14 protein-coding genes and 1 tRNA gene are annotated in these 20,144 nt (G+C 70.9%); 1 reads left to right on the top strand and 14 read right to left on the bottom strand.

What is annotated here, in order from left to right:
• Positions 1-12: 12 nt before the first annotated feature.
• From K7854_RS31935 to K7854_RS31880, 12 genes are all read right to left on the bottom strand, one after another.
• Positions 13-501 carry an SRPBCC family protein gene (locus K7854_RS31935; RefSeq protein ID WP_226030042.1) on the bottom strand — a complete coding sequence of 163 codons (489 nt, stop codon included), beginning with the start codon at positions 499-501 and terminating at the stop codon, positions 13-15.
• Positions 498-938, bottom strand: coding sequence for an ArsR/SmtB family transcription factor (locus K7854_RS31930; protein WP_226030041.1), 441 nt, complete (start codon positions 936-938; stop codon positions 498-500). The genes K7854_RS31935 and K7854_RS31930 overlap by 4 nt, the downstream gene beginning before the upstream one ends.
• Positions 939-949: 11 nt before the next feature.
• Positions 950-1,258, bottom strand: coding sequence for a hypothetical protein (locus K7854_RS31925; protein WP_226030040.1), 309 nt, complete (start codon positions 1,256-1,258; stop codon positions 950-952).
• Between the two features lie 6 nt (positions 1,259-1,264).
• Positions 1,265-1,735: a Dps family protein gene (locus K7854_RS31920; RefSeq protein WP_226030039.1), complete on the bottom strand. Its 471-nt coding sequence runs from the start codon at positions 1,733-1,735 to the stop codon at positions 1,265-1,267.
• A gap of 208 nt (positions 1,736-1,943) precedes the next feature.
• Positions 1,944-2,324, bottom strand: a complete 381-nt coding sequence (locus K7854_RS31915) for a helix-turn-helix domain-containing protein (protein WP_007387871.1) — start codon at positions 2,322-2,324, stop codon at positions 1,944-1,946.
• A gap of 109 nt (positions 2,325-2,433) precedes the next feature.
• Positions 2,434-2,979: a CinA family protein gene (locus K7854_RS31910; RefSeq protein WP_226030038.1), complete on the bottom strand. Its 546-nt coding sequence runs from the start codon at positions 2,977-2,979 to the stop codon at positions 2,434-2,436.
• Entirely contained in the window at positions 2,976-3,770 is a 795-nt protein-coding gene (pgsA, locus tag K7854_RS31905) for a CDP-diacylglycerol--glycerol-3-phosphate 3-phosphatidyltransferase (RefSeq protein WP_226030037.1), read from the bottom strand. Before pgsA ends, K7854_RS31910 begins: the two co-directional genes overlap by 4 nt.
• The gene (rimO, locus tag K7854_RS31900; RefSeq protein WP_226030036.1) at positions 3,767-5,248 is read right to left on the bottom strand and encodes a 30S ribosomal protein S12 methylthiotransferase RimO; all 1,482 of its coding nucleotides are present in this window, start codon (positions 5,246-5,248) and stop codon (positions 3,767-3,769) included. Before rimO ends, pgsA begins: the two co-directional genes overlap by 4 nt.
• 90 nt (positions 5,249-5,338) lie before the next feature.
• Complete coding sequence (locus K7854_RS31895) at positions 5,339-6,202, bottom strand: helix-turn-helix domain-containing protein (RefSeq protein ID WP_226030035.1); 864 nt, start codon at positions 6,200-6,202, stop codon at positions 5,339-5,341.
• A 263-nt stretch (positions 6,203-6,465) separates the two neighbouring features.
• A complete protein-coding gene (locus K7854_RS31890; RefSeq protein ID WP_226030034.1) occupies positions 6,466-9,234 on the bottom strand; it encodes a DNA translocase FtsK in 2,769 nt (922 codons plus the stop codon).
• 136 nt (positions 9,235-9,370) lie between these two features.
• A complete protein-coding gene (locus K7854_RS31885) occupies positions 9,371-10,045 on the bottom strand; it encodes a response regulator (protein ID WP_226030033.1) in 675 nt (224 codons plus the stop codon).
• A gap of 492 nt (positions 10,046-10,537) precedes the next feature.
• Positions 10,538-16,027, bottom strand: coding sequence for a HAMP domain-containing protein (locus K7854_RS31880; RefSeq protein ID WP_226030032.1), 5,490 nt, complete (start codon positions 16,025-16,027; stop codon positions 10,538-10,540).
• A gap of 391 nt (positions 16,028-16,418) precedes the next feature.
• On the opposite strand from K7854_RS31880, the gene K7854_RS31875 reads away from it, so the two are divergent.
• On the top strand, positions 16,419-19,172 hold the full coding sequence (locus K7854_RS31875; protein WP_226030031.1) for a SpoIIE family protein phosphatase: 2,754 nt from the start codon (positions 16,419-16,421) through the stop codon (positions 19,170-19,172).
• Between the two features lie 49 nt (positions 19,173-19,221).
• Here K7854_RS31875 and K7854_RS31870 read toward each other — a convergent pair.
• Positions 19,222-19,294 (bottom strand) — tRNA-Thr (locus K7854_RS31870).
• An 81-nt stretch (positions 19,295-19,375) separates the two neighbouring features.
• Positions 19,376-20,038 (bottom strand): DegT/DnrJ/EryC1/StrS family aminotransferase, encoded by a 663-nt coding sequence (locus K7854_RS31865; protein ID WP_226030061.1) that lies wholly within the window; start codon positions 20,036-20,038, stop codon positions 19,376-19,378.
• Positions 20,039-20,144 lie beyond the last annotated feature (106 nt).

Genomic DNA, 20,144 nt, shown 5'->3' with positions numbered 1-20,144 from the left:
TGCCGGTGCGGCTCAGCCGGTGGTGAGCAGCGCGTCCATCTGCCCGGCCGCCTCGCGCAGGCCGTCCTCCATGCCCATCGTCATGAGCTGGTCCATCTGCTCCCTGGTGTCGAAGACCGCCCGCATCTCCATCCGGGTGCCGCCGTCGCGTGCGGTGAGCGTGACCCGGTTCGCGGTCGTCGGCATCGCGGCGTTCGGCACCCCGTCCTCGTCGGCGAACCCGTCGGTGAACTCCAGCGACCTCGGGGCGTCGACCGTGGCCACCCGCCACCAGCCGCGGAACTTCTCCCCTTCCGGGCCGGTCATGAAGTAGGTGACGTCCCCGCCGGGGGTCAGGTCGTGCTCCTCCACCGTCGCCGGGTAGGCCGGCGGTCCCCACCAGCGCTCCAGCTGCCGGGGGTCGGACCACAGCTGCCACACCCGTTCCACGGGGGCGGCGAAGTCGGCGACCAGGGTGAGGGTCAGGTTGTCGAGGTCCTTGTCCAGGCTGGTGACACTCATCGGCTCTGTCCTTCCGTCGGTTGGTGCGTGGTCTCGGGCTCGGATTCCGAGGGGGATTCCGCCGGGAACTCCGAGGGAGATTCCGATCCGGCCTCCGGCGCCTCGGCGAGCAGTTCGGACATCCGCGCCACCCGCCCGCGCCAGGCACCCTCGAGTTCGTCCAGGGCGCGGCGGGCCCGGTCCAGGGCGTCGAGATCGGTCCGCACCAGCTGCTCCCGTCCGCGTCGTTCCTTGACCACGAGGCCGGCCCGCTCCAGTACCGCGACGTGCTTCTGCACCGCGGCGAAGCTCATCGGGTAGGCCTCGGCCAGCCGGGACACCGACAGCTCGTCCCGCCCGCAGCGGCGCAGGATGTCGCGGCGGGTCAGGTCGGCCAGGGCCTGGAACAGACGGTCCGTGCCCGCTTCCGCTTCTTCGGCCACTCCATCTACAACCATTTGGTTGTACGTTACTCCCTCCGGCCCCTCCCGTAAAGGTCCCTCTGCCGCAAAGGCCGGTGCTCGTCCGGGCTGGAGGGAGCCGGGCCCCGCCGCGCCCCGCGCAGGGCGTTTCGCCACCGCCCCGCCCCCAGCGCCCCCGCTGCCTGCCGCCTCGGCACGCAGTGCACCGGCAGCACGCTCAGTCCCCAGCCGCCGACCGCGACCGCGCCTTCGAGCACCCCGGCGCCGGGCTCCAGCGCCAGGCGCAGCACGGCCCACCACCACAGCGCGCCGAGCCCCAGCGCGGCAGCCCGGCGAGCCGTCCGCGCCGAGACCATCCCGCGTCAGCCGTTTTCCGCCTGGAACATCCAGTGCTGCTTCTCCAGGTCGGCCGTGATCTGGATGAAGATGTCCTGGCTCACGGGATCGGGCTCACCGCTCGCGGCGATCCGCTCACGCATCCGTCCGATCACCGCGCCCAGCGCGTCCACGATGGTCTGCACCGCGGTCGTGTCGTCGACCCACCCCTCGGGGGTCACGTCGATGCCGCTGCCGACGGCGACGGTCGCAGCCCGCCCGTCGGGGGAGACGCCGAGCGCCGAGGCGCGTTCCGCCACGGTGTCCGAGTGCGTGCGGGCGGTGCCGACCAGTTCGTCCAGCTGGAGGTGTACGGAGCGGAAGCGCGGGCCGACCACGTTCCAGTGGATCTGCTTCGCCACCAGGGCCAGGTCGACCAGGTCGACGAGAGCGCCCTGCAACGCCTCGGAGACGGTCTTCAGGTCCGCGTCGGACAACGGGCTCTTCACGACGTACATTCACGCCTCCGTCGGTTCGCCCCCCGGCCATCTCCCTCCACGATGACCGCACCGCAACGGACCGGCAAACCGGGCGGCCGCACCGCACACGGCGCTCAGGCCCGGGCTCCCCGGTGCTCTCCCGGGCATGCGAAGACCCCGGCCCGGATCCCTCCGGTCTCCCGGAGCGACCCCGGCCGGGGTCTCACACGCACACGTTCTCGGGCGCTCAGGCGGCGACGACGTCCACTGCCTCGGCGGGCGCCTTGATGGTCACCCGTTCCGGTGGCACGCCGGTCACCGAGACGGAACCCAGCATCGGGCGCACCGGTGCCGGTACGGTCTCGCTGGGTGTCGCCGCAGCGGACTGGGCCAGCTCGGCGAGGGCGAGTTCGTCGCTCACTTCCCGCATGAGCTCGGACATCCGTACGTCCAGCGCGTCGCAGATGGCGGAGAGCAGCTCGGAAGAAGCCTCCTTCTGCCCCCGCTCCACCTCGGAGAGATAGCCGAGTGAGACTCGGGCGGACGAGGAGACTTCGCGCAGAGTACGGCCCTGGCGTTGGCGCTGCCGACGCAGCACGTCACCCAGCAGGCGACGGAGCAGAATCATCGGTGGCTCCCTCCTCGGACCGTGTAACCGCATCCTTCACGCCCCACCGTACCGCCTCGCGCCGCGGCCGTGCGGGGAGCGATGTCGTGTTCACTCAGGGCTGCAAACATCAAAACCCCCCGTTCCGTTCCGTATCCTGTGCCCGCTCATTCCCGGTCTGTTCGCTCGCAAGCTCCCTCAAAAGAAGTGCGAGTACGCTCCGTACACTCTCCATACGAATTTCCGCGCGGTCGCCGTTCAACCGCAGCGCCTCCACTTTTCCGCCATCGGCGCAACCCTGCGCCGCCCCGAAGGGCCCCTCCACGGCCACGAAGACAGTTCCCACGGGCTGTCCGTCCTGCGGCTCCGGGCCGGCGACGCCCGTCGTCGCGATGCCCCAGTCGGCGCCCAGCGCCGCACGTACACCTGCCGCCATCTGGGCGGCGACCTGCGGGTCCACGGCACCGCGGGCGGCGAGCAGGTCGCCGTCGACGCCGAGCAGCTCCTGCTTCAGCACCGTCGCATAGGCGGTGACGGAGCCCCGGAAGGCCTTGGACGCTCCGGGGACCGCCGTGAGCGCGGCAGCGACCATTCCGCCGGTCAGTGACTCGGCGACCGCGAGGGTCTCGCCCCTGACGGTGAGTAGTCGCACCACGTCGGCAGCCCTGGAACTCAAGCTTCCGTCTCCTTCAACGCCGCTCTGCGGTCGGCGATTCCCCGGCGGCGCAGCACAATGGCCTGCTTCACATAGTCCAGTCCGGTCGCCACGGTCAGGACGACCGCCACGGCCATCACCCAGAACCTCAGGGTGGCCAGGGGCCCCGTGAGCGCCAGCACGTACATGCCGACGGCGATGCCCTGGGTGAGGGTCTTGAGCTTGCCGCCCCGGCTCGCGGGGATGACGCCGTACCGGATGACCACGAAACGCAGGACGGTGATGCCGAGTTCCCGGCCGAGGATGACGGCGGTCACCCACCACGGCAGGTCACCCAGCGCGGAGAGGCAGATGAGCGCCGCGCCCATGATCGCCTTGTCGGCGATGGGGTCGGCGATCTTCCCGAAGTCGGTGACGAGGTTGTAGGTGCGCGCCAGGTGCCCGTCGAAGAGGTCGGTGATCATGGCGATGGCGAAGGCGGCCCAGGCGAAGGAGCGCCACGCCGGGTCGTACCCGCCGTTGCCGAGCATCAGCGCGACGAAGGCCGGCACGAGCAGCAGCCGGAGCATCGTCAGCAGATTGGCGACGTTCCAGACGCTCGCCTGGTTGACGGCCGCGGCGGCGATCTTGCCACCGCGCCCGCCGGCGCCGCCCTCGGTCGCGCCCCGCCGCTCTCCCGCATCCCGTTCCACGGCGCCCCCCGGAGTCGTACGCCCGGCCGGTTCCTGCGCCGCCGGGCCCGAGGTGCCGCGCGGGCCGGTCCTGCGCGCGCTGGAGGAGCCGCCCGCCGCGGACGCCGGGACTCCGGTCATCTGCCGGCCTCCTCACTCCACTCGGGCGAGCCCAGCAGCGGTTCGGCCACCAGGTCGACGCCCTCCGTACCGACCACCTTCGCGTCGACCATACGACCGACGCTCAGGCCCTCGCCGCTCGTGAGCACCACCTGGCCGTCCGTCTCCGGCGCCTGGTGCTCCGCGCGGCCGCGGACAGCGTCGCCCTCGTCGGCCGGGTCCACGGACTCGACGAGTACCCGCACGGTCGCGCCGACGCGCTCGTCGGCCCGCTGCGAGACCAGCTCCTCGGCCAGGCGGGAGACGCGGGCCAGCCGCTCGGCGACGACGTCCTCGTCCAGCTTGTCGGCGTAGGTCGCCGCCTCGGTGCCCTCCTCGTCGGAGTACCCGAAGACGCCGATGGCGTCCAGGCGGGCGTGGTTCAGGAACCGCTCCAGCTCGGCGAGGTCGGCCTCGGACTCGCCGGGGAAGCCGACGATGAAGTTGGAGCGCACACCCGCCTCGGGGGCCTTGCTCCGGATGGTGTCGAGCAGCTCCAGGAAGCGGTCGGTGTCGCCGAAGCGGCGCATCGCGCGCAGCACGTTCGGCGCGGAGTGCTGGAAGGAGAGGTCGAAGTAGGGCGCGACCTTCGGCGTCGAGGTCAGCACGTCGATCAGGCCGGGGCGCATCTCGGCCGGCTGGAGGTAGCTGACGCGCACCCGCTCGATGCCGTCGACCTCGGCCAGGTTCGGCAGCAGCGACTCCAGCAGGCGGATGTCGCCGAGGTCCTTGCCGTAGGAGGTGTTGTTCTCGGAGACCAGCATGATCTCCTTGACGCCCTGCTCGGCCAGCCACCGGGTCTCGTTCAGCACGTCGCTGGGGCGGCGCGAGATGAAGGAGCCGCGGAAGGACGGGATGGCGCAGAAGGAGCAGCGCCGGTCGCAGCCGGAGGCCAGCTTCACCGAGGCGACCGGGGAGCCGTCCAGGCGGCGGCGCAGCGGCGCGCGGGGCCCGGAGGCGGGGGCGACGCCCTCGGGCAGGTCGCTCGGGCCGTGCCCGGGCAGGGCGACGGCGGCGCCGGCCTCCTGCCGCTCGGCGGGGCTGATCGGCAGCAGCTTGCGCCGGTCGCGCGGGGTGTGGGCGGCGTGGATGCCGCCGTTCAGGATGGTCTGCAGGCGGTCGGAGATGTCGGCGTAGTCGTCGAAGCCGAGGACGCCGTCGGCCTCCGGGAGGGCGTCGGCCAGCTCCTTGCCGTACCGCTCGGCCATGCAGCCCACCGCCACGACGGCCTGCGTTCTTCCGTGGCCCTTGAGGTCGTTGGCCTCCAGGAGGGCGTCCACGGAGTCCTTCTTGGCGGCCTCGACGAAGCCGCACGTGTTCACGACGGCGACGTCCGCTTCCTCGGCGTCGTCGACGAGCTTCCAGCCGTCCGCCTCCAGACGGCCTGCGAGCTCCTCCGAGTCCACCTCGTTACGGGCGCAGCCAAGGGTGACGAGTGCGACGGTACGGCTTTCAGGCATGGGCTCAAGACTACTTCGTCCCGCCGACAGCCCATGTCGAAGGGGTTGGCCGATCCCGGCCAACCCCGTCCCGACTCGTCCCCCGGGTCCCTATCCGACCTGCGGGTCGCCCTTCGTGTACGTCAGGCGCTCCACGGCGCCGGGCTGGAAGTCGTCCTCGATCTTCTTGCCGTTGACGTAGAGCTGGATGGCTCCGGCGTCGCCGAGGACGAGCTTGACCTTCTCGTTGTCCTGGAAGGTCTTGGAGTCGCCCTGCTTGAGGAGTCCGTCGAAGAGCAGCCGGCCGTTGTGGTCCTGGGCGGAGATCCAGCTGCGGCCCTCGGTGGCGCTGACCTTGACGGTCACCTTGTCGGCGGGCGCGGCGGCGATGGCGCTGTCGCTCGGTTCCGGCTTGGGGTCGGCGGGCTTGTCGGGCTTGGCGCTCGACGAGGCGGACTCGCCGGACGACGGCTGGGCGCCCTCGGCGACGCTGGCCTCGTTGCCGCCGTCGTCGCCGCCCTTGACGAAGGTGAAGCCCACGAAACCGATCACCGCGACGATCGCGGCGACCATGGCGGCGGTCCAGTTGGGCCCGCGCCGCTCGGGACGGATGCGTTCCGCCTCGAACAGAGGCGCGGCGGGGGTCGGAGCCGGTCGCCCGCCGTGCTCGGCGTCGAACTGCGCGAGCAGTTCGGCCGGGTCGAGCCCGACGGCCTTGGCCAGGGTGCGGATGTGACCGCGCGCGTAGACGTCGCCGCCGCAGGGCGCGAAGTCGTCCGCCTCGATGGCGTGCACGATGGCGATGCGGACCCGGGTGGCGGTGGTGATGTCGTCGACGGTCAGCCCGGCGGCGATCCGGGCCTGCTGCAGGGCGCGGCCCACGGAGGGGCGGGTTTCCTCGGAGACGTCGGCAGGGACGTCTCGGGACACGTCTTCGATCGGACGCTCGTCTTCGGGGGAGTTTCCGTTGGACACGGGGGGCGCCTTTCGAGCGTTTGCCGCCTGTGCTGGGCGTTCAGTCTAGGGGGGGTGCAAACGGGTGGGGCAACCGGGCGGTACGACCTTTACGCCATCGGAATGGCCCGGCACCCCGATGGTGGACTACCTGTTTGTCACTTCCCTCAACTTGACGTAGGGCATGGGGAAACGGTTGCTCAATGATCCCTAACGGGTGAGTCACGATCGGCCGCCCGGCCGTCCTGCCACTCCGTCGGCGGAACCCCCTCGCGCGCCGCTCCCTACCCTTCAGACTCCCCCCGGATCACCGCGAGCACGCCGTCCAGCTCGTCAGGCTTCACAAGAACGTCACGAGCCTTTGAGCCTTCGCTCGGCCCGACGATGCTCCGTGACTCCATCAGGTCCATCAGCCGCCCGGCCTTGGCGAAGCCGACGCGCAGCTTGCGCTGGAGCATCGAGGTCGACCCGAACTGCGTGGAGACCACCAGCTCGGCCGCCTGGCACAGCAGGTCGAGGTCGTCGCCGATGTCCTCGTCGATCTCCTTCTTCTGCTTGGTGCCCACGGTGACGTCGTCCCGGAAGACCGGCGCCATCTGGTCCTTGCAGTGCTGGACGACGGCCGCGACCTCCTCCTCGGTCACGAACGCGCCCTGCATGCGGGTCGGCTTGTTCGCGCCCATCGGCAGGAAGAGGCCGTCGCCCTTGCCGATCAGCTTCTCGGCGCCGGGCTGGTCGAGGATGACCCGGGAGTCGGCGAGCGAGGAGGTGGCGAAGGCGAGCCGGGAGGGCACGTTGGCCTTGATCAGACCGGTGACGACGTCCACGGAGGGCCGCTGGGTGGCCAGTACGAGGTGGATGCCGGCCGCGCGCGCGAGCTGGGTGATCCGCACGATCGCGTCCTCGACGTCGCGCGGCGCCACCATCATCAGGTCGGCCAGCTCGTCCACGATCACCAGCAGGTAGGGGTACGGCTGGAGTTCGCGCTCGCTGCCCTCGGGCGGCTTGACCTTGCCCTCGCGCACCGCGCGGTTGAAGTCGTCGATGTGCCGGTAGCCGTAGGCGGCGAGGTCGTCGTAGCGCAGGTCCATCTCGCGCACGACCCACTGGAGCGCCTCGGCGGCCCGCTTGGGGTTGGTGATGATCGGCGTGATCAGGTGCGGGATGCCCTCGTACGCGGTCAGCTCGACGCGCTTGGGGTCGACCAGGATCATCCGGACGTCCTCCGGGGTCGCCCGCATCATGATCGAGGTGATCAGGCAGTTGATGCAGGACGACTTGCCGGAGCCGGTGGCGCCGGCCACCAGCATGTGCGGCATCTTCGCCAGCGAGTGCATGACGTAGCCGCCCTCGACGTCCTTGCCGAAGGCGACCAGCATCGGGTCGTCGTCCTCGGCGGACTCGGCGAGGCGGAGCACGTCGCCGAGGTTGACCATCTCCCGGTCGGTGTTGGGGATCTCGATGCCGACCGCGGACTTGCCGGGGATCGGGCTGATGATCCGCACGTCGGGGCTGGCGACGGCGTACGCGATGTTCTTGGTCAGCGCGGTGATCCGCTCGACCTTCACGGCGGGGCCCAGCTCCACCTCGTAGCGCGTGACCGTCGGGCCGCGGGTGAAGCCGGTGACGGCGGCGTCGACCTTGAACTCGGTGAAGACGGTGGTCAGGGAGTCCACTATGGCGTCGTTGGCGGCGCTGCGCGCCTTGCCGGGACCGCCGCGCGTGAGGGAGTCGAGGGACGGCAGGGAGTACGTGATGTCGCCGGACAGCTGGAGCTGCTCGGCGCGCGGCGGCAGGTCCCGCTCCTTGGGCGGCGGCGTCTTGGTGAGGTCGGGGACCGCACCGCCCGCCGGTTCCCGGTCGGACTCCTTCGCGGGGTCCTTCTTGAGCTTGCCCGGCTGCGGCCGCGCGGCCGGCACCGGCGTGGGCGTCGGGGTCGTGGACTCGCGGTCCCCCGTGCTCACGCCCTGGGTGAGGTCGGCGACCAGCGGCGAGGGCGGCATCCCGTGCAGTACGGCGCCGTCGAGCGCGGCGGCCGCGGCGGCGGCGACGTCCACGGCGTCCATCGGCCGGTTCATCTCGGGCTGCGGCACGGCCGACCGCCGGGGCCTGCCGCGGCGCCTGTTGAGCGCCTCCTGCTCGGCCGCGTCGGGGTCGTACGGCTCGGCGGCCGCCGGTGCGCCGCGCCTGCGGGGCCGGGCCGGCAGCGCCTCGCGCCACTGCTCGTCGTAGCGCTCGTCGTCCTCGGTGAACTCGTCCGCCGCCGGGTCGTGCACCACGCCGAGCCGCACCCCGAGCTGCCGCAGCCGCTGCGGAATCGCGTTGACCGGGGTGGCGGTGACGACCAGCAGCCCGAAGAGCGTGAGCAGCACCAGCAGCGGCACGGCCAGCACATCGGTCATCGTGTACGACAGCGGGGTCGCCGCGCCCCAGCCGATGAGGCCGCCGGCATCCCTTATGGCCTGCATGCCCGCGCTGCGCGCCGGGGAGCCGCAGGCGATGTGCACCTGGCCGAGCACGCCGATGACGAGCGCGGACAGCCCGATCACGATCCGCCCGTTGGCCTCGGGCTTCTCGGGGTGCCGGATCAGGCGTACGGCGATGGCGCCGAGCAGGATCGGCACGAGCAGGTCGAGGCGGCCGAAGGCGCCGGTGACGAGGATCTCGACGAGGTCGCCGACGGGGCCCTTGAGGTCGGCCCAGGTGCCCGCCGCGACGATCAGCGCGACGCCGAGCAGCAACAGGGCGACGCCGTCCTTGCGGTGGGCCGGGTCGAGGTTCTTGGCGCCCTGCCCTATGCCGCGGAAGACGGCGCCCACCGCGTGCGCGAGGCCCAGCCAGAGGGCGCGCACCAGCCGGTAGACGCCCCCGGTGGGGTTCGGAGCCGGTTTGGGCGCGGGCTTCTTCGCCGCGGCCTTCTTGGCGGGCGCCTTCTTGGCCGGCGCCTTTTTCGCGGGTGCCTTCTTCGCGGCGGTCTTCTTGGCGGGACCCTTCGCGGGAGCGGCCGCCTTCTTCGCGGTCTGCTTCTTGGCTGCGGAGGGACGTGAGGCCATGGGTGTGAGGTTACCGGGGGAGGCGCCGGTCGACACGTGTGCCTACCGCTTCACCCGTTCGTGTCGTCCCCGCGCCGGGGACGGAACTGACGCTTCCGCTACCGCCCCTGACAAGCCCTCACAGGCCCCCGCGGCGTCAGTTGACGGCGGCCTGGCCGCCGGACGCGCCCGGCTCCAGGGCGTCCAGCGCCCGCCGCAGTCCCGTGAGCTTGCGCTCCAGGTGGGCGGCCGTCGCCACCGCGGCAGCGTCCGTCGACTCGTCGCCGAGCTGCTTCGACAGCGCCTCCGCCTGCTCCTCCACGGCCGCCAGCCGCGCCGACAGCTCGGCGAGCAGCCCCGCCGGCTCCTTGGCCTCGCCCGCCTCGGCCTTGCCGTTGCCCTCCAACTGGAGCCTCAGCAGCGCCGCCTGCTCGCGCAGCTGGCAGTTCTTCATGTACAGCTCGACGAAGACCGAGACCTTGGCGCGCAGCACCCAGGGGTCGAACGGCTTGGAGATGTAGTCCACCGCGCCCGCCGCGTACCCGCGGAAGGTGTGGTGCGGGCCGTGGTTGATCGCCGTGAGGAAGATGATCGGGATGTCCCGGGTCCGCTCCCGTCGCTTGATGTGCGCGGCGGTCTCGAAACCGTCCATGCCCGGCATCTGGACGTCCAGCAGAATGACCGCGAAGTCGTCCGTGAGCAGTGCTTTGAGCGCTTCCTCCCCGGACGATGCCCGCACCAGCGTCTGATCGGGCGCCGAGAGGATCGCCTCCAGCGCAAGCAGATTCTCCGGCCGGTCATCGACCAGGAGGATCTTGGCCTTCTGCACCATGGCCCGCCCTCCTCGCCCCGGCGTGGGGCCTCCCCTGTCCACAGGACCTGGCACGGCACCGGCGGGTGCCGCCCCGGGGGACGGCTCCCTTGCGCCGTCCGTCCTTGTGCCGGTCATCGTAGCCGCACCCCGCCTGTCGCCACACCCTGTCACCGTGATGTCACTGTGCTCGTAGCAGAAACGCGGCGGGAGACCAGAAGGTTCCCCGAATCCCGTACTCCTACACGGCTTCGGGCACGCTGAGTCAGCGACTCCGCGTGAACGCCGAAGGTTCCCGCCGTTTACACACACCCCACGTTCGCACACCGCCCGGACGAGCCGCACGGAAGGTGCCCGCAGGGACGAGGACACCGTGCCCGAACGTACTACGGGCCCGGGGTCCGAGCGTACCGACCGCTTCCCGCCAGGCCCGGGCCCCCGGTCCTCGGCCGGGTCCCGGCACCGGCCCCGGTCCGGTCCCGGCTTCCGCCCGCCGCACCGGCTCCCCCGCGCTCACTCCTCACGCATCCACTGCTGCATCACCGTCAGCAGGTGGTCGGGGTCGACCGGCTTCGTCACGTAGTCGGAGGCGCCGGACTCGATGGCCTTCTCCCGGTCGCCCTTCATCGCCTTCGCGGTCAGCGCGATGATCGGCAGACCGGCGAACTGGGGCATCCGGCGGATCGCCGTGGTCGTCGCGTACCCGTCCATCTCGGGCATCATGATGTCCATCAGGACGACCGCCACGTCCTCGTGCTGCTCCAGCACCTCGATGCCCTCGCGCCCGTTCTCGGCGTACAGCACGGACAGGCCGTGCTGCTCCAGGACGCTGGTGAGCGCGAAGACGTTGCGGATGTCGTCGTCGACGATCAGGACCTTCTGCCCGCCGAACCGGATGCCCCGGCTCGCATGCGGGGCCGACTCCTGCCCGGCACCCGGCTGCCGCTCCTGCGGCTCGGGCCGGCCCTCGCTCTCCGCCGCCGACTTGCGCCGACGCCGGAACAGGGCCGCCGCACCGCTCTGCGGGTCCTGGTACGACGTCGCCTCGGCCGACGTCTCGAACTCCGTGTCCGGCAGCTCGCCCGCGGCGCCCGGGGACGCCGGCAGCTCCCCGGCCTCCACGGAGGGCAGCGGCTGCTGGTAGCCGTGCGGGGGCAGCTCGCTCGGGTGCAGCGGCAGGTAGAGCGTGAACGTCGAACCGCGGCCCGGCTCGCTCTGCGCGTGGATCTCCCCGCCGAGCAGCTGCGCGATCTCCCGCGAGATGGACAGCCCGAGGCCCGTTCCGCCGTACTTGCGGCTGGTGGTGCCGTCGGCCTGCTTGAACGCCTCGAAGATCACCTGCATCTTGCTGGCCGCGATGCCGATGCCCGTGTCGCTCACCGAGAACGCGATCAGCTCGGCGTCCGGGTCGCTCACCGAACCGGCCTCCAGCAACTGCTCCCGGATGGCCTGCGGGACCTCGTCCCGGGCCGGGCGGATGACCAGTTCGACGGAGCCCGAGTCGGTGAACTTCACCGCGTTGGACAGCAGGTTGCGCAGCACCTGGAGCAGCCGCTGCTCGTCGGTGTGCATGGTGGCGGGCAGCCCCGGCGACACCCGCACCGACAGGTCCAGGCCCTTCTCCGCGCTCAGCGGCCGGAAGGTGGCCTCCACGTAGTCCACGAGCTGTACGAGTGCGATGCGGGTCGGGGAGACGTCCATCTTCCCCGCGTCGACCTTCGACAGGTCGAGGATGTCGTTGATCAGCTGGAGCAGGTCGGAGCCGGCGCCGTGGATCGTCTCGGCGAACTCGACCTGCTTCGGGGTGAGGTTGGCGTCGGCGTTGTCGGCGAGCAACTTGGCCAGAATCAGCAGCGAGTTGAGCGGCGTACGCAACTCGTGCGACATGTTGGCCAGGAACTCGCTCTTGTAGCGCATGGAGACCGCGAGTTGCTCGGCACGCTCCTCCAGGACCTGCCGGGCCTCTTCGATCTCGGTGTTCTTCACCTCGATGTCGCGGTTCTGCTGCGCCAGCAGTTCGGCCTTCTCCTCCAGTTCGGCGTTGGACGACTGGAGCGCCTTCTGCCGCTGCTCCAACTCCTCCGACCGCTCCCGCAGTTGCTCGGTCAGCTCCTGCGACTGGCTCAGCAGCACCTCCGTCTTGGTGTTCACGGAGATGGTGTTGACGCTCGTCGCGATCATCTCGGCGATCTGGTTCAGGAAGTCCTTCTGGATGTGCGTGAACGGCGTGAACGACGCCAGCTCGATGACGCCGAGCACCTGCCCCTCGAACAGCACCGGCAGCACGATCACCTGCGCGGGCGGGGCTTCGCCGAGCCCGGAGGAGATCTTCAGGTAGCCGGTCGGCGCGTTCTCCACGAGGATCGTGCGCTTCTCCTTGGCGGCCGTGCCGACCAGCGCCTCACCCGGCCGGAACGAAGTCGGCATCGAGCCCATCGAGTAGCCGTACGACCCGAGCATCCGCAGCTCGTACGCGTCGCCCTCGGCGCCCGCCTGCTCCTGCCCGTCGACCAGGGGCATCGCGAGGAAGAACGCCCCGTGCTGGGCGGAGACCACGGGCGTCAGCTCGCTCATGATCAGCGAGGCCACGTCCTGGAGGTCGCGGCGGCCCTGCATCAGACCGGAGATCCGGGCCAGATTGCCCTTGAGCCAGTCCTGCTCCTTGTTGGCGATCGTGGTGTCGCGCAGGTTGGCGATCATCTTGTTGATGTAGTCCTGCAGCTCCGAGATCTCCCCGGAGGCGTCCACGTCGATCTTCAGGTTGAGGTCACCGCGGGTCACCGCGGTCGCCACGCGCGCGATGGCCCGCACCTGCCGGGTGAGGTTCCCGGCCATCTCGTTCACGGACTCCGTCAGGTCGCGCCAGGTGCCGTCGACGTCCCGGACGCGGGCCTGGCCGCCGAGCTGCCCCTCCGTGCCCACCTCGCGGGCGACCCGGGTGACCTCCTCGGCGAACGACGACAGCTGGTCGACCATCGTGTTGATGGTCGTCTTCAGCTCCAGGATCTCGCCGCGCGCGTCGATGTCGATCTTCTTGGTCAGGTCGCCCTTCGCGATCGCCGTGGTGACCATGGCGATGTTGCGCACCTGACCGGTCAGGTTGGACGCCATCTGGTTCACCGACTCGGTGAGGTCCTTCCACGTCCCCGACACGCCCGGCACCTGCGCCTGGCCGCCCAGGATGCCGTCGGTGCCCACCTCGCGGGCCACCTTGGTCACCTGGTCGGCGAAGGACCGCAGCGTCCGCACCATGGTGTTGAAGGTGTCGGCGAGCTGCGCGACCTCGCCGCGCGCCTCGATCGTCACCGTCCGCGTCAGGTCGCCGTTGGCCACCGCCGCCGCCACCTGGGAGATGTTCCGCACCTGGACCGTGAGGTTCTTGGCCATCAGGTTGACGTTGTCGTTGAGGTCCTTCCAGATGCCCACGACGCCGGGCACGCTCGCCTGGCCGCCCAGGATGCCCTCGGTGCCCACCTCGCGGGCCACCCGCGTGACCTGCTCGGCGAAGGACGACAGCTGGTCCACCATCGTGTTGACGGTGGTGACCAGTTCGAGGATCTCGCCCTTGGCGTCGACGGTGATCTTCTTCGACAGGTCGCCCTTGGCGACCGCGGTCGTCACCTCGGCGATGTTGCGCACCTGCATGGTCAGGTTGTTGGCCATGCCGTTCACGGACTGGGTGAGGTCCTTCCAGGTGCCGGAGACGCCCTGCACCTCCGCCTGGCCGCCGAGGATGCCCTCGGTACCCACCTCGCGCGCGACGCGCGTGACCTCCTGGGCGAACGACGACAGCTGGTCCACCATCGTGTTCAGGGTGTTCTTCAGCTCCAGGATCTCCCCGCGCGCGTCCACGGTGATCTTCTGGGACAGGTCACCGCGCGCCACCGCCGTCGCGACCTGCGCGATGTTGCGCACCTGGGCGGTGAGGTTGCCGGCCATGCCGTTCACCGAGTCGGTCAGGTCCCGCCACACACCGGCGACACCGGGCACCTGCGCCTGACCGCCGAGCCGGCCCTCGGTCCCCACCTCGCGGGCCACGCGCGTGACCTGCTCCGCGAAGGACGACAGCTGGTCGACCATCGTGTTGATGGTGTTCTTCAGCTCCAGGATCTCGCCGCGCGCGTCGACGTCGATCTTCTGGGACAGGTCACCGCGCGCCACCGCCGTCGTCACCTGCGCGATGTTGCGCACCTGGGAGGTCAGATTGCCGGCCATGGAGTTGACGGAGTCCGTCAGCTCCTTCCAGGTGCCGGACACGCCGTCGACCCGGGCCTGACCGCCCAGGCGGCCCTCCGTGCCCACGTCCCGGGCCATCCGCGTGACCTGGTCGGCGAAGGACGACAGCTGGTCCACCATGGTGTTCACGGTGTTTTTCAGCTGGAGCATCTCGCCGGACACGTCCACGGTGACCTTCTGCGACAGGTCGCCGTTGGCCACCGCCGTCGTCACCTGGGCGATGTTCCTCACCTGACCGGTGAGGTTGCGGAACGCGGTGTTGACGGAGTCGGTGAGGTCCTTCCACGTCCCCGCCGCCCCCGGCACCTGCGCCTGACCGCCCAGCTCGCCCTCGACACCGACCTCGCGGGCCACGCGCGTGACCTCGGCGCCGAAGGCGGAGAGCTGGTCCACCATCGTGTTGACGGTGTTCTTCAGCTCCAGCATCTCCCCGGCCACGTCCACCGTGACCTTCTGCGACAGGTCACCGCTGGCCACGGCCGTGGTCACCGCGGCGATGTCCCGCACCTGGGTCGTCAGGTTCCGGAAGACCGTGTTGACGGAGTCCGTCAGGTCCTTCCAGATGCCGGCCGCGCCCGGCACGTTCGCCTGCCCGCCGAGCTGCCCCTCCCCGCCCGTCTCGTTCGCCACGCGCGTGACCTCGTCCGCGAAGATCCGCAGCGTCTCGGTCATCTGGTTGATCGTCTCGGCGAGCTGCGCGACCTCGCCGCGGGCCGGCACCGTCACCTTCTTCGACAGGTCGCCGTTGGCCACCGCCGTCGTCACGTGGGAGATCTCCCGCACCTGGGCCGTCAGGTTCCCGGCCATGGTGTTGACGGAGTCGGTCAGCTCCTTCCACACCCCGGCCACGCCCGGCACCTGCGCCTGCCCGCCCAGGGCGCCCTCGGTGCCCACCTCACGGGCCACCCGCGTCACCTCGGAGGAGAACGCGGAGAGCTGGTCGACCATCGTGTTGACGGTGTTCTTCAGCTCCAGCATCTCGCCGGCCACGTGCACCGTGACCTTGCGCGACAGATCGCCCTTGGCCACCGCCGTCGTCACCAGCGCGATGTCCCGCACCTGCGCGGTGAGCCGGTACGCCATCGTGTTGACCGAGTCCGTCAGGTCCTTCCACGACCCGGACATGCCGCGCACCCGGGCCTGACCGCCCAGCTTGCCCTCGGTGCCGACCTCGCTCGCCACCCGCGTGACCTCGTCGGTGAACGTCGACAACTGGTCGACCAGGTTGTTCACCGTCCGGCCGACCTTCAGGAACTCACCGCGCAGCGGCTGCCCGGTGCCCTCGTCGTTCTGCGTCCGCAGCTCCATGCGGGGCGACAGATCACCGTCCGCCACCGCCGACAGCACCCGGCTGACCTCGGAAACCGGCCGTACGAGATCGTCCACCAGCGCGTTCGAGTGGTCGATCGCGGCCGCCCAGGACCCCTCGCAGGCCCCGGTCTCCAGCCGCTCGGTGAGTTTTCCCTCACGCCCGACCACGCGCCGCACCCGCGCCAGCTCACCCGTGAGGTGCAGATTGCGGTCGGCCACCTCGTTGAAGACCGCCGCGATCTCCGACATCACACCGTCGCCGGACACCGTGAGCCGCCGGCGGAAATTCCCCTCGCGCATGGACACCAGCGCCGCGAGCAGCCGGTTCAGCGCGGCGGTGTCCACCGTCGTGCTGCCGGTCCGCGCGCCACCACCCCGCGATTTGCCCTGGTTACTCAGGGACTGTCCGCCTTTCGCGCGCGTCTTCGTGGCCCGCGTCGCTGCGCCAGACTCCACTGTGTCCCTCCCGCAGGGGTCGACCGATACCGCTTGCCCGGGCCGCCAACGCTCGGCGGACCGGTTCCTGCCGCTTGTTTCCCGTACTGCCGGGCGATCCGGCCCGGCACGCCGGACCGCTTCCAGGGCTGCTGCCCACCCGACTCGGCGTGCATTCACCTGCCCGGACCTTCACAAGCAGCTTGCCCAGTGTTTCACCCCGGCCGAACCAGGCCATAACAGTTCGGCAGCTTCGCACATCGTCCGCACACCCTCTGGGCGGAAACACTGCAGACCGGCATCCGGATGGACGGCGAAGGTAAGTAACCTTGCATACGGCTGTCCAGCCAAACCGGTCCGTCCGGTCTGGGCGGTGGCACGGAGACGAGCGGGCATCGGAGGGGCGGCCGGAATGACCACCGGACTGATCCCGGGGGAGCAGCCCCCGGATCCCGGGCCGACGGGTGGACTGCCGCAGCAGCGGCGCGAGCCGGTCGGCCATGAGGCCGTGCACGGGGAGAGAGGGACGAGGAGTTCAGTGATCACCGCGCGCGCGGCCGCCAGCTTCGAGCCCGTCGGACGATCCGTGGCGAGCGCCCGGTCCTTCGTCCGCGACACGCTCCAGGGCTGGGGCCATGCCGACATCGTCGACGACGCCGTGGTGCTCACCAGCGAACTGGTGACCAATGCCGTGGTCCACGCCGGCACCACCGCCGACGTCCTGTGCCTGCGCAGCGACGACGGCGTACGCATCGAGGTGGCCGACCACTACCCGGAGCGCGAGGTTCCCCTCCAGGGCTCCCCCGCCGACATGGGCAGCCCCGACCGCGAGGGCGGCCGCGGCCTCCAGCTGTGCGCGGCCCTGGCCGACCGCTGGGGCGTGGAGTACACACCCACCCTCAAGAACGTCTGGTTCCACCTCCACCTGCCGGAGCGCCCCGTCGGCACCCGCGCCGCCGGCCCCTCCCTCCCGGCCGCCCTGCTGCCGCTCGCCGACGGCCGGGTACGCGTCGCCGTCGTCCAGATCGACCGCACCGGCGCGGTCACATCGTGGAACGAGGACGCCGAGGAGCTGTTCGGCTACACCGCCGACCAGGTCACCGGCAAGCCGCTCACCGACCTCGCCGCCTGGCCGCACACCCCCGGCACCAGCACCGGCATCGCCGAGGCACTCCAACTCTCCCGCTGGGAGGGCAGCTACGGCATGCGCGGCGCCAACGGCCGCGTCACCCCGGTCTACGCCTCCCACCTGCGCGTCCGCGACGCCGACGGCGAGCCCTCCACGGTCTGCCTCCTCGTGCGCGACCACGAACGCGCGGTGCTGCAGACCCCGTTGCGCGTGCCGGCCTCCGACGCCCCGTCCGCCGAGGGCCAGAGCGCGGACCCCTTCGAGGTGTTCATCGGCTCCCCCGCCCCGGACGACCTCGACGGCCTCCTGCAGCGCACGGTCGAACGCGCCCGGGACATGCTCGACGCCGACGCCGCCTTCCTGCTCCTGGCGACCGACGACGAAACGGAGTTGGAGGTCCGCGCCTCCACCGGACTGCCCTCCGCCCGCCAGCGCTTCGCCCGCGTCCCCGTCGAGGCGGGCCCCGGCCGCTACGGCTCGGCACGCATGCCCGCCGTCCACGACGACCTGGAGTCCGTCCCCGGCGCGGTCCCGCTGCTCAACAGCACGGGCATGCGCTCGGTCGTCACCGTCCCCCTCAAGGTGGAGGGCCGCCTCACCGGCTCCCTCGGCGTCGCCGCCGAGGCCCCCGGCCGGTACTCCAACGAGGAGGCGCTGCGCCTCCAGTTCGCGGCCGACCGCATCGCGCTCGCCGTCGAGTCGGCGCGCCTGGGCGAGTTGGAGCGGCTGCGCCGCGGTTCGCTCAGCTTCCTCGTCGAGGCCTCCGACCTCCTCGCCGGCACCCTCGACCGCGACCAGACGCTGGCCCTGATGGCCCAGATGACGGTCCCCACGCTGGCCACCTGGTGCGCCGTCTACACCATCGCCGACCAGGCCTCGGACCCCTACCTCTCCTACGTCCTGCACGAGGACGAGGAGCTGATCGACGGCATCAAGTCCCTGCTGTCGAAGATCGCCCCGCCCGACCCGGTGCCCACCCCGGGCGCCCGGGTGTGGACGGCGCCCGCCGAGATGGCCCACCAGGCGGCGCTGCGCACCTCCATGCGCGACCTCGGCCTCAGCGGCGGCGGCGCCACCCAGCCGCTGAGCACCGGCATCGGCCCCACCCTCGCCACCGCCTCCGCGGTCGGCGGCGAGACCGTGGTCCTGCCGCTGGTCGCCCGCAACCGCGTCATCGGCATGCTCACCCTCGGCAAGCCCACCGACGACCACTTCCGCCAGGAGATCCTGGAACTGGCCGAGGACCTGTCCCGCCGGGCCGCCCTGGCCCTGGACAACGCCCGCCTGTACTCGGAGCGCACGGCCATCAGCCAGTCCCTCCAGCGCAGCCTCCTGCCCCCGGAGCTGCCCGTCGTGGACGGCGTCGAGGTCGACGTCATCTACCGCGCCGCGGGCGAGGGCAACGAGGTCGGCGGCGACTTCTACGACCTCTTCCCCATCAGCGACGACGCCTACGGCTTCGCCATCGGCGACGTCTGCGGTACGGGCCCCAACGCGGCCGCGGTCACCGGTCTCGCCCGGCACGCCCTGCGCCTGCTGGCCCGCGAAGGCCTCAGCGGCCCGGAGGTCCTGCAGCGCCTCAACTCCGCCATCCTCGACGAGGGTGCCCGCAGCCGCTTCCTGACGCTGCTGTACGGCGAGATGCGCCCGCAGGAGGACGGCAGCGCGGAGTTGAAGGTCGTCTGCGCCGGCCATCCGCTCCCGCTCCGCCTGCGCCAGGACGGCACGGTGGAACCGGCCGCCGAACCGCAGCCCCTCCTCGGCGTCATCGAGGACCTGGAGCTGTACGAGCAGACGGTCACCCTCGACCCGGGCGACGTCCTGCTCTGTGTCACGGACGGCGTCACCGAACGCCGCGAGGGCACGCGCATGCTGGGCGACGACGGTCTCGCCGACGTCCTGACCACCTGTACCGGACTGACGGCGGGCGCGGTGGCCGCCCGCATCATGCGCGCGGTGGAGCGCTTCGCGTCCGACGCCCCGTCCGACGACATGGCCATTCTCGCGATGCGCGTCCCGGAGCCCCAGGCGGACTGACCAGGGCATGCGAAAGGCCCCGCCCGAATGGGCGGGGCCTTTGTGCCGGAGCCCCCAAACGGAATCGAACCGTTGACCTTCTCCTTACCATGGAGACGCTCTGCCGACTGAGCTATAGGGGCCTGTCGCTTTCGAGGTTTCCCTCGCGGCAACGGAATAGATCATACCCCGAACAAGCCGGTGCTCCCAACCACGGCCTTTCCTCAGTGCGCGGGTTGCAGCAGCCCACCGAGCGCATTGCAGGCGGACACGATCCGCTGCATGTCCCGCTTGGTCAACGCCGCCTCGACGGGCAGCGCGAGAGTCTCGTCGACGGCCCGCTCCGTCTCCGGAAGAGACACACACCGCCGGAAGCCAGGCATCCGGTGCACGGGCGTCTTCACCGGCACCCGGCACTCGACTCCCCTCCCCCGCACGGCGCGGGCGAAGGCGTCACGGTCCGGCCGCCCGTTCCCCGGCACCCGCACCACGTACTGCTGATAGGTGTGCCCGTCACCCCCGTCGGGGGTCCGCACGCCCCTCAACTTCCCGTCGAGATAGGCCGCTCGCTGCCGGCGTCGCGCTATCTCGTCGTACGGCACCTCGGACTCGCCCTGCTCCAGCACGAGCAGCCCGTGTCGCTCCCCGATCCGGTGCAGGGAGCCCATGTCCGCCGGCCGCCCGAACCGGTGCACGACGACGACGGCGGCGGTCCTGGGCGTCAGCGCCGCCTCCACCAGAGAGGCGTCCAGGCAGTACGTCGCCGGATCTATGTCGGCGAAGACCGGCAACGCGCCCACCAGGGCCACGGCCTCGGCGACCTCCACGTTCCCGAAGGCAGGTACGACGACCTCGTCACCGACACCCACGCCGGCGGCCCTGAGCATTGCTGCAGTACCCATATGTGGGATGGTCGGGGCGCAACGTGAACTCGAAGTAAAGGAAAGCAAAAAAGGACTGGTCCCGGAACCGAAGTTCCAGGACCAGCCCTTC

It is taken from the genome of Streptomyces hyderabadensis (assembly GCF_020404845.1).
GTDB lineage: Bacteria > Actinomycetota > Actinomycetes > Streptomycetales > Streptomycetaceae > Streptomyces > Streptomyces hyderabadensis.
Note: the sequence above shows the minus strand (reverse complement) of the source record. Positions and strands in the feature narration are given on the sequence as shown.

Bases quoted from the DNA above. Each gene is read 5' to 3' on its own strand.
- K7854_RS31935 (WP_226030042.1), bottom strand. From the start codon at position 501: ATGAGTGTCACCAGCCTGGACAAGGACCTCGACAACCTGACCCTCACC.
- K7854_RS31930 (WP_226030041.1), bottom strand. From the start codon at position 938: ATGGTTGTAGATGGAGTGGCCGAAGAAGCGGAAGCGGGCACGGACCGT.
- K7854_RS31925 (WP_226030040.1), bottom strand. From the start codon at position 1,258: ATGGTCTCGGCGCGGACGGCTCGCCGGGCTGCCGCGCTGGGGCTCGGC.
- K7854_RS31920 (WP_226030039.1), bottom strand. From the start codon at position 1,735: ATGTACGTCGTGAAGAGCCCGTTGTCCGACGCGGACCTGAAGACCGTC.
- K7854_RS31915 (WP_007387871.1), bottom strand. From the start codon at position 2,324: ATGATTCTGCTCCGTCGCCTGCTGGGTGACGTGCTGCGTCGGCAGCGC.
- pgsA (WP_226030037.1), bottom strand. From the start codon at position 3,770: ATGACCGGAGTCCCGGCGTCCGCGGCGGGCGGCTCCTCCAGCGCGCGC.
- rimO (WP_226030036.1), bottom strand. From the start codon at position 5,248: ATGCCTGAAAGCCGTACCGTCGCACTCGTCACCCTTGGCTGCGCCCGT.
- K7854_RS31890 (WP_226030034.1), bottom strand. From the start codon at position 9,234: ATGGCCTCACGTCCCTCCGCAGCCAAGAAGCAGACCGCGAAGAAGGCG.
- K7854_RS31885 (WP_226030033.1), bottom strand. From the start codon at position 10,045: ATGGTGCAGAAGGCCAAGATCCTCCTGGTCGATGACCGGCCGGAGAAT.
- K7854_RS31875 (WP_226030031.1), top strand. From the start codon at position 16,419: ATGACCACCGGACTGATCCCGGGGGAGCAGCCCCCGGATCCCGGGCCG.
- K7854_RS31865 (WP_226030061.1), bottom strand. From the start codon at position 20,038: ATGCTCAGGGCCGCCGGCGTGGGTGTCGGTGACGAGGTCGTCGTACCT.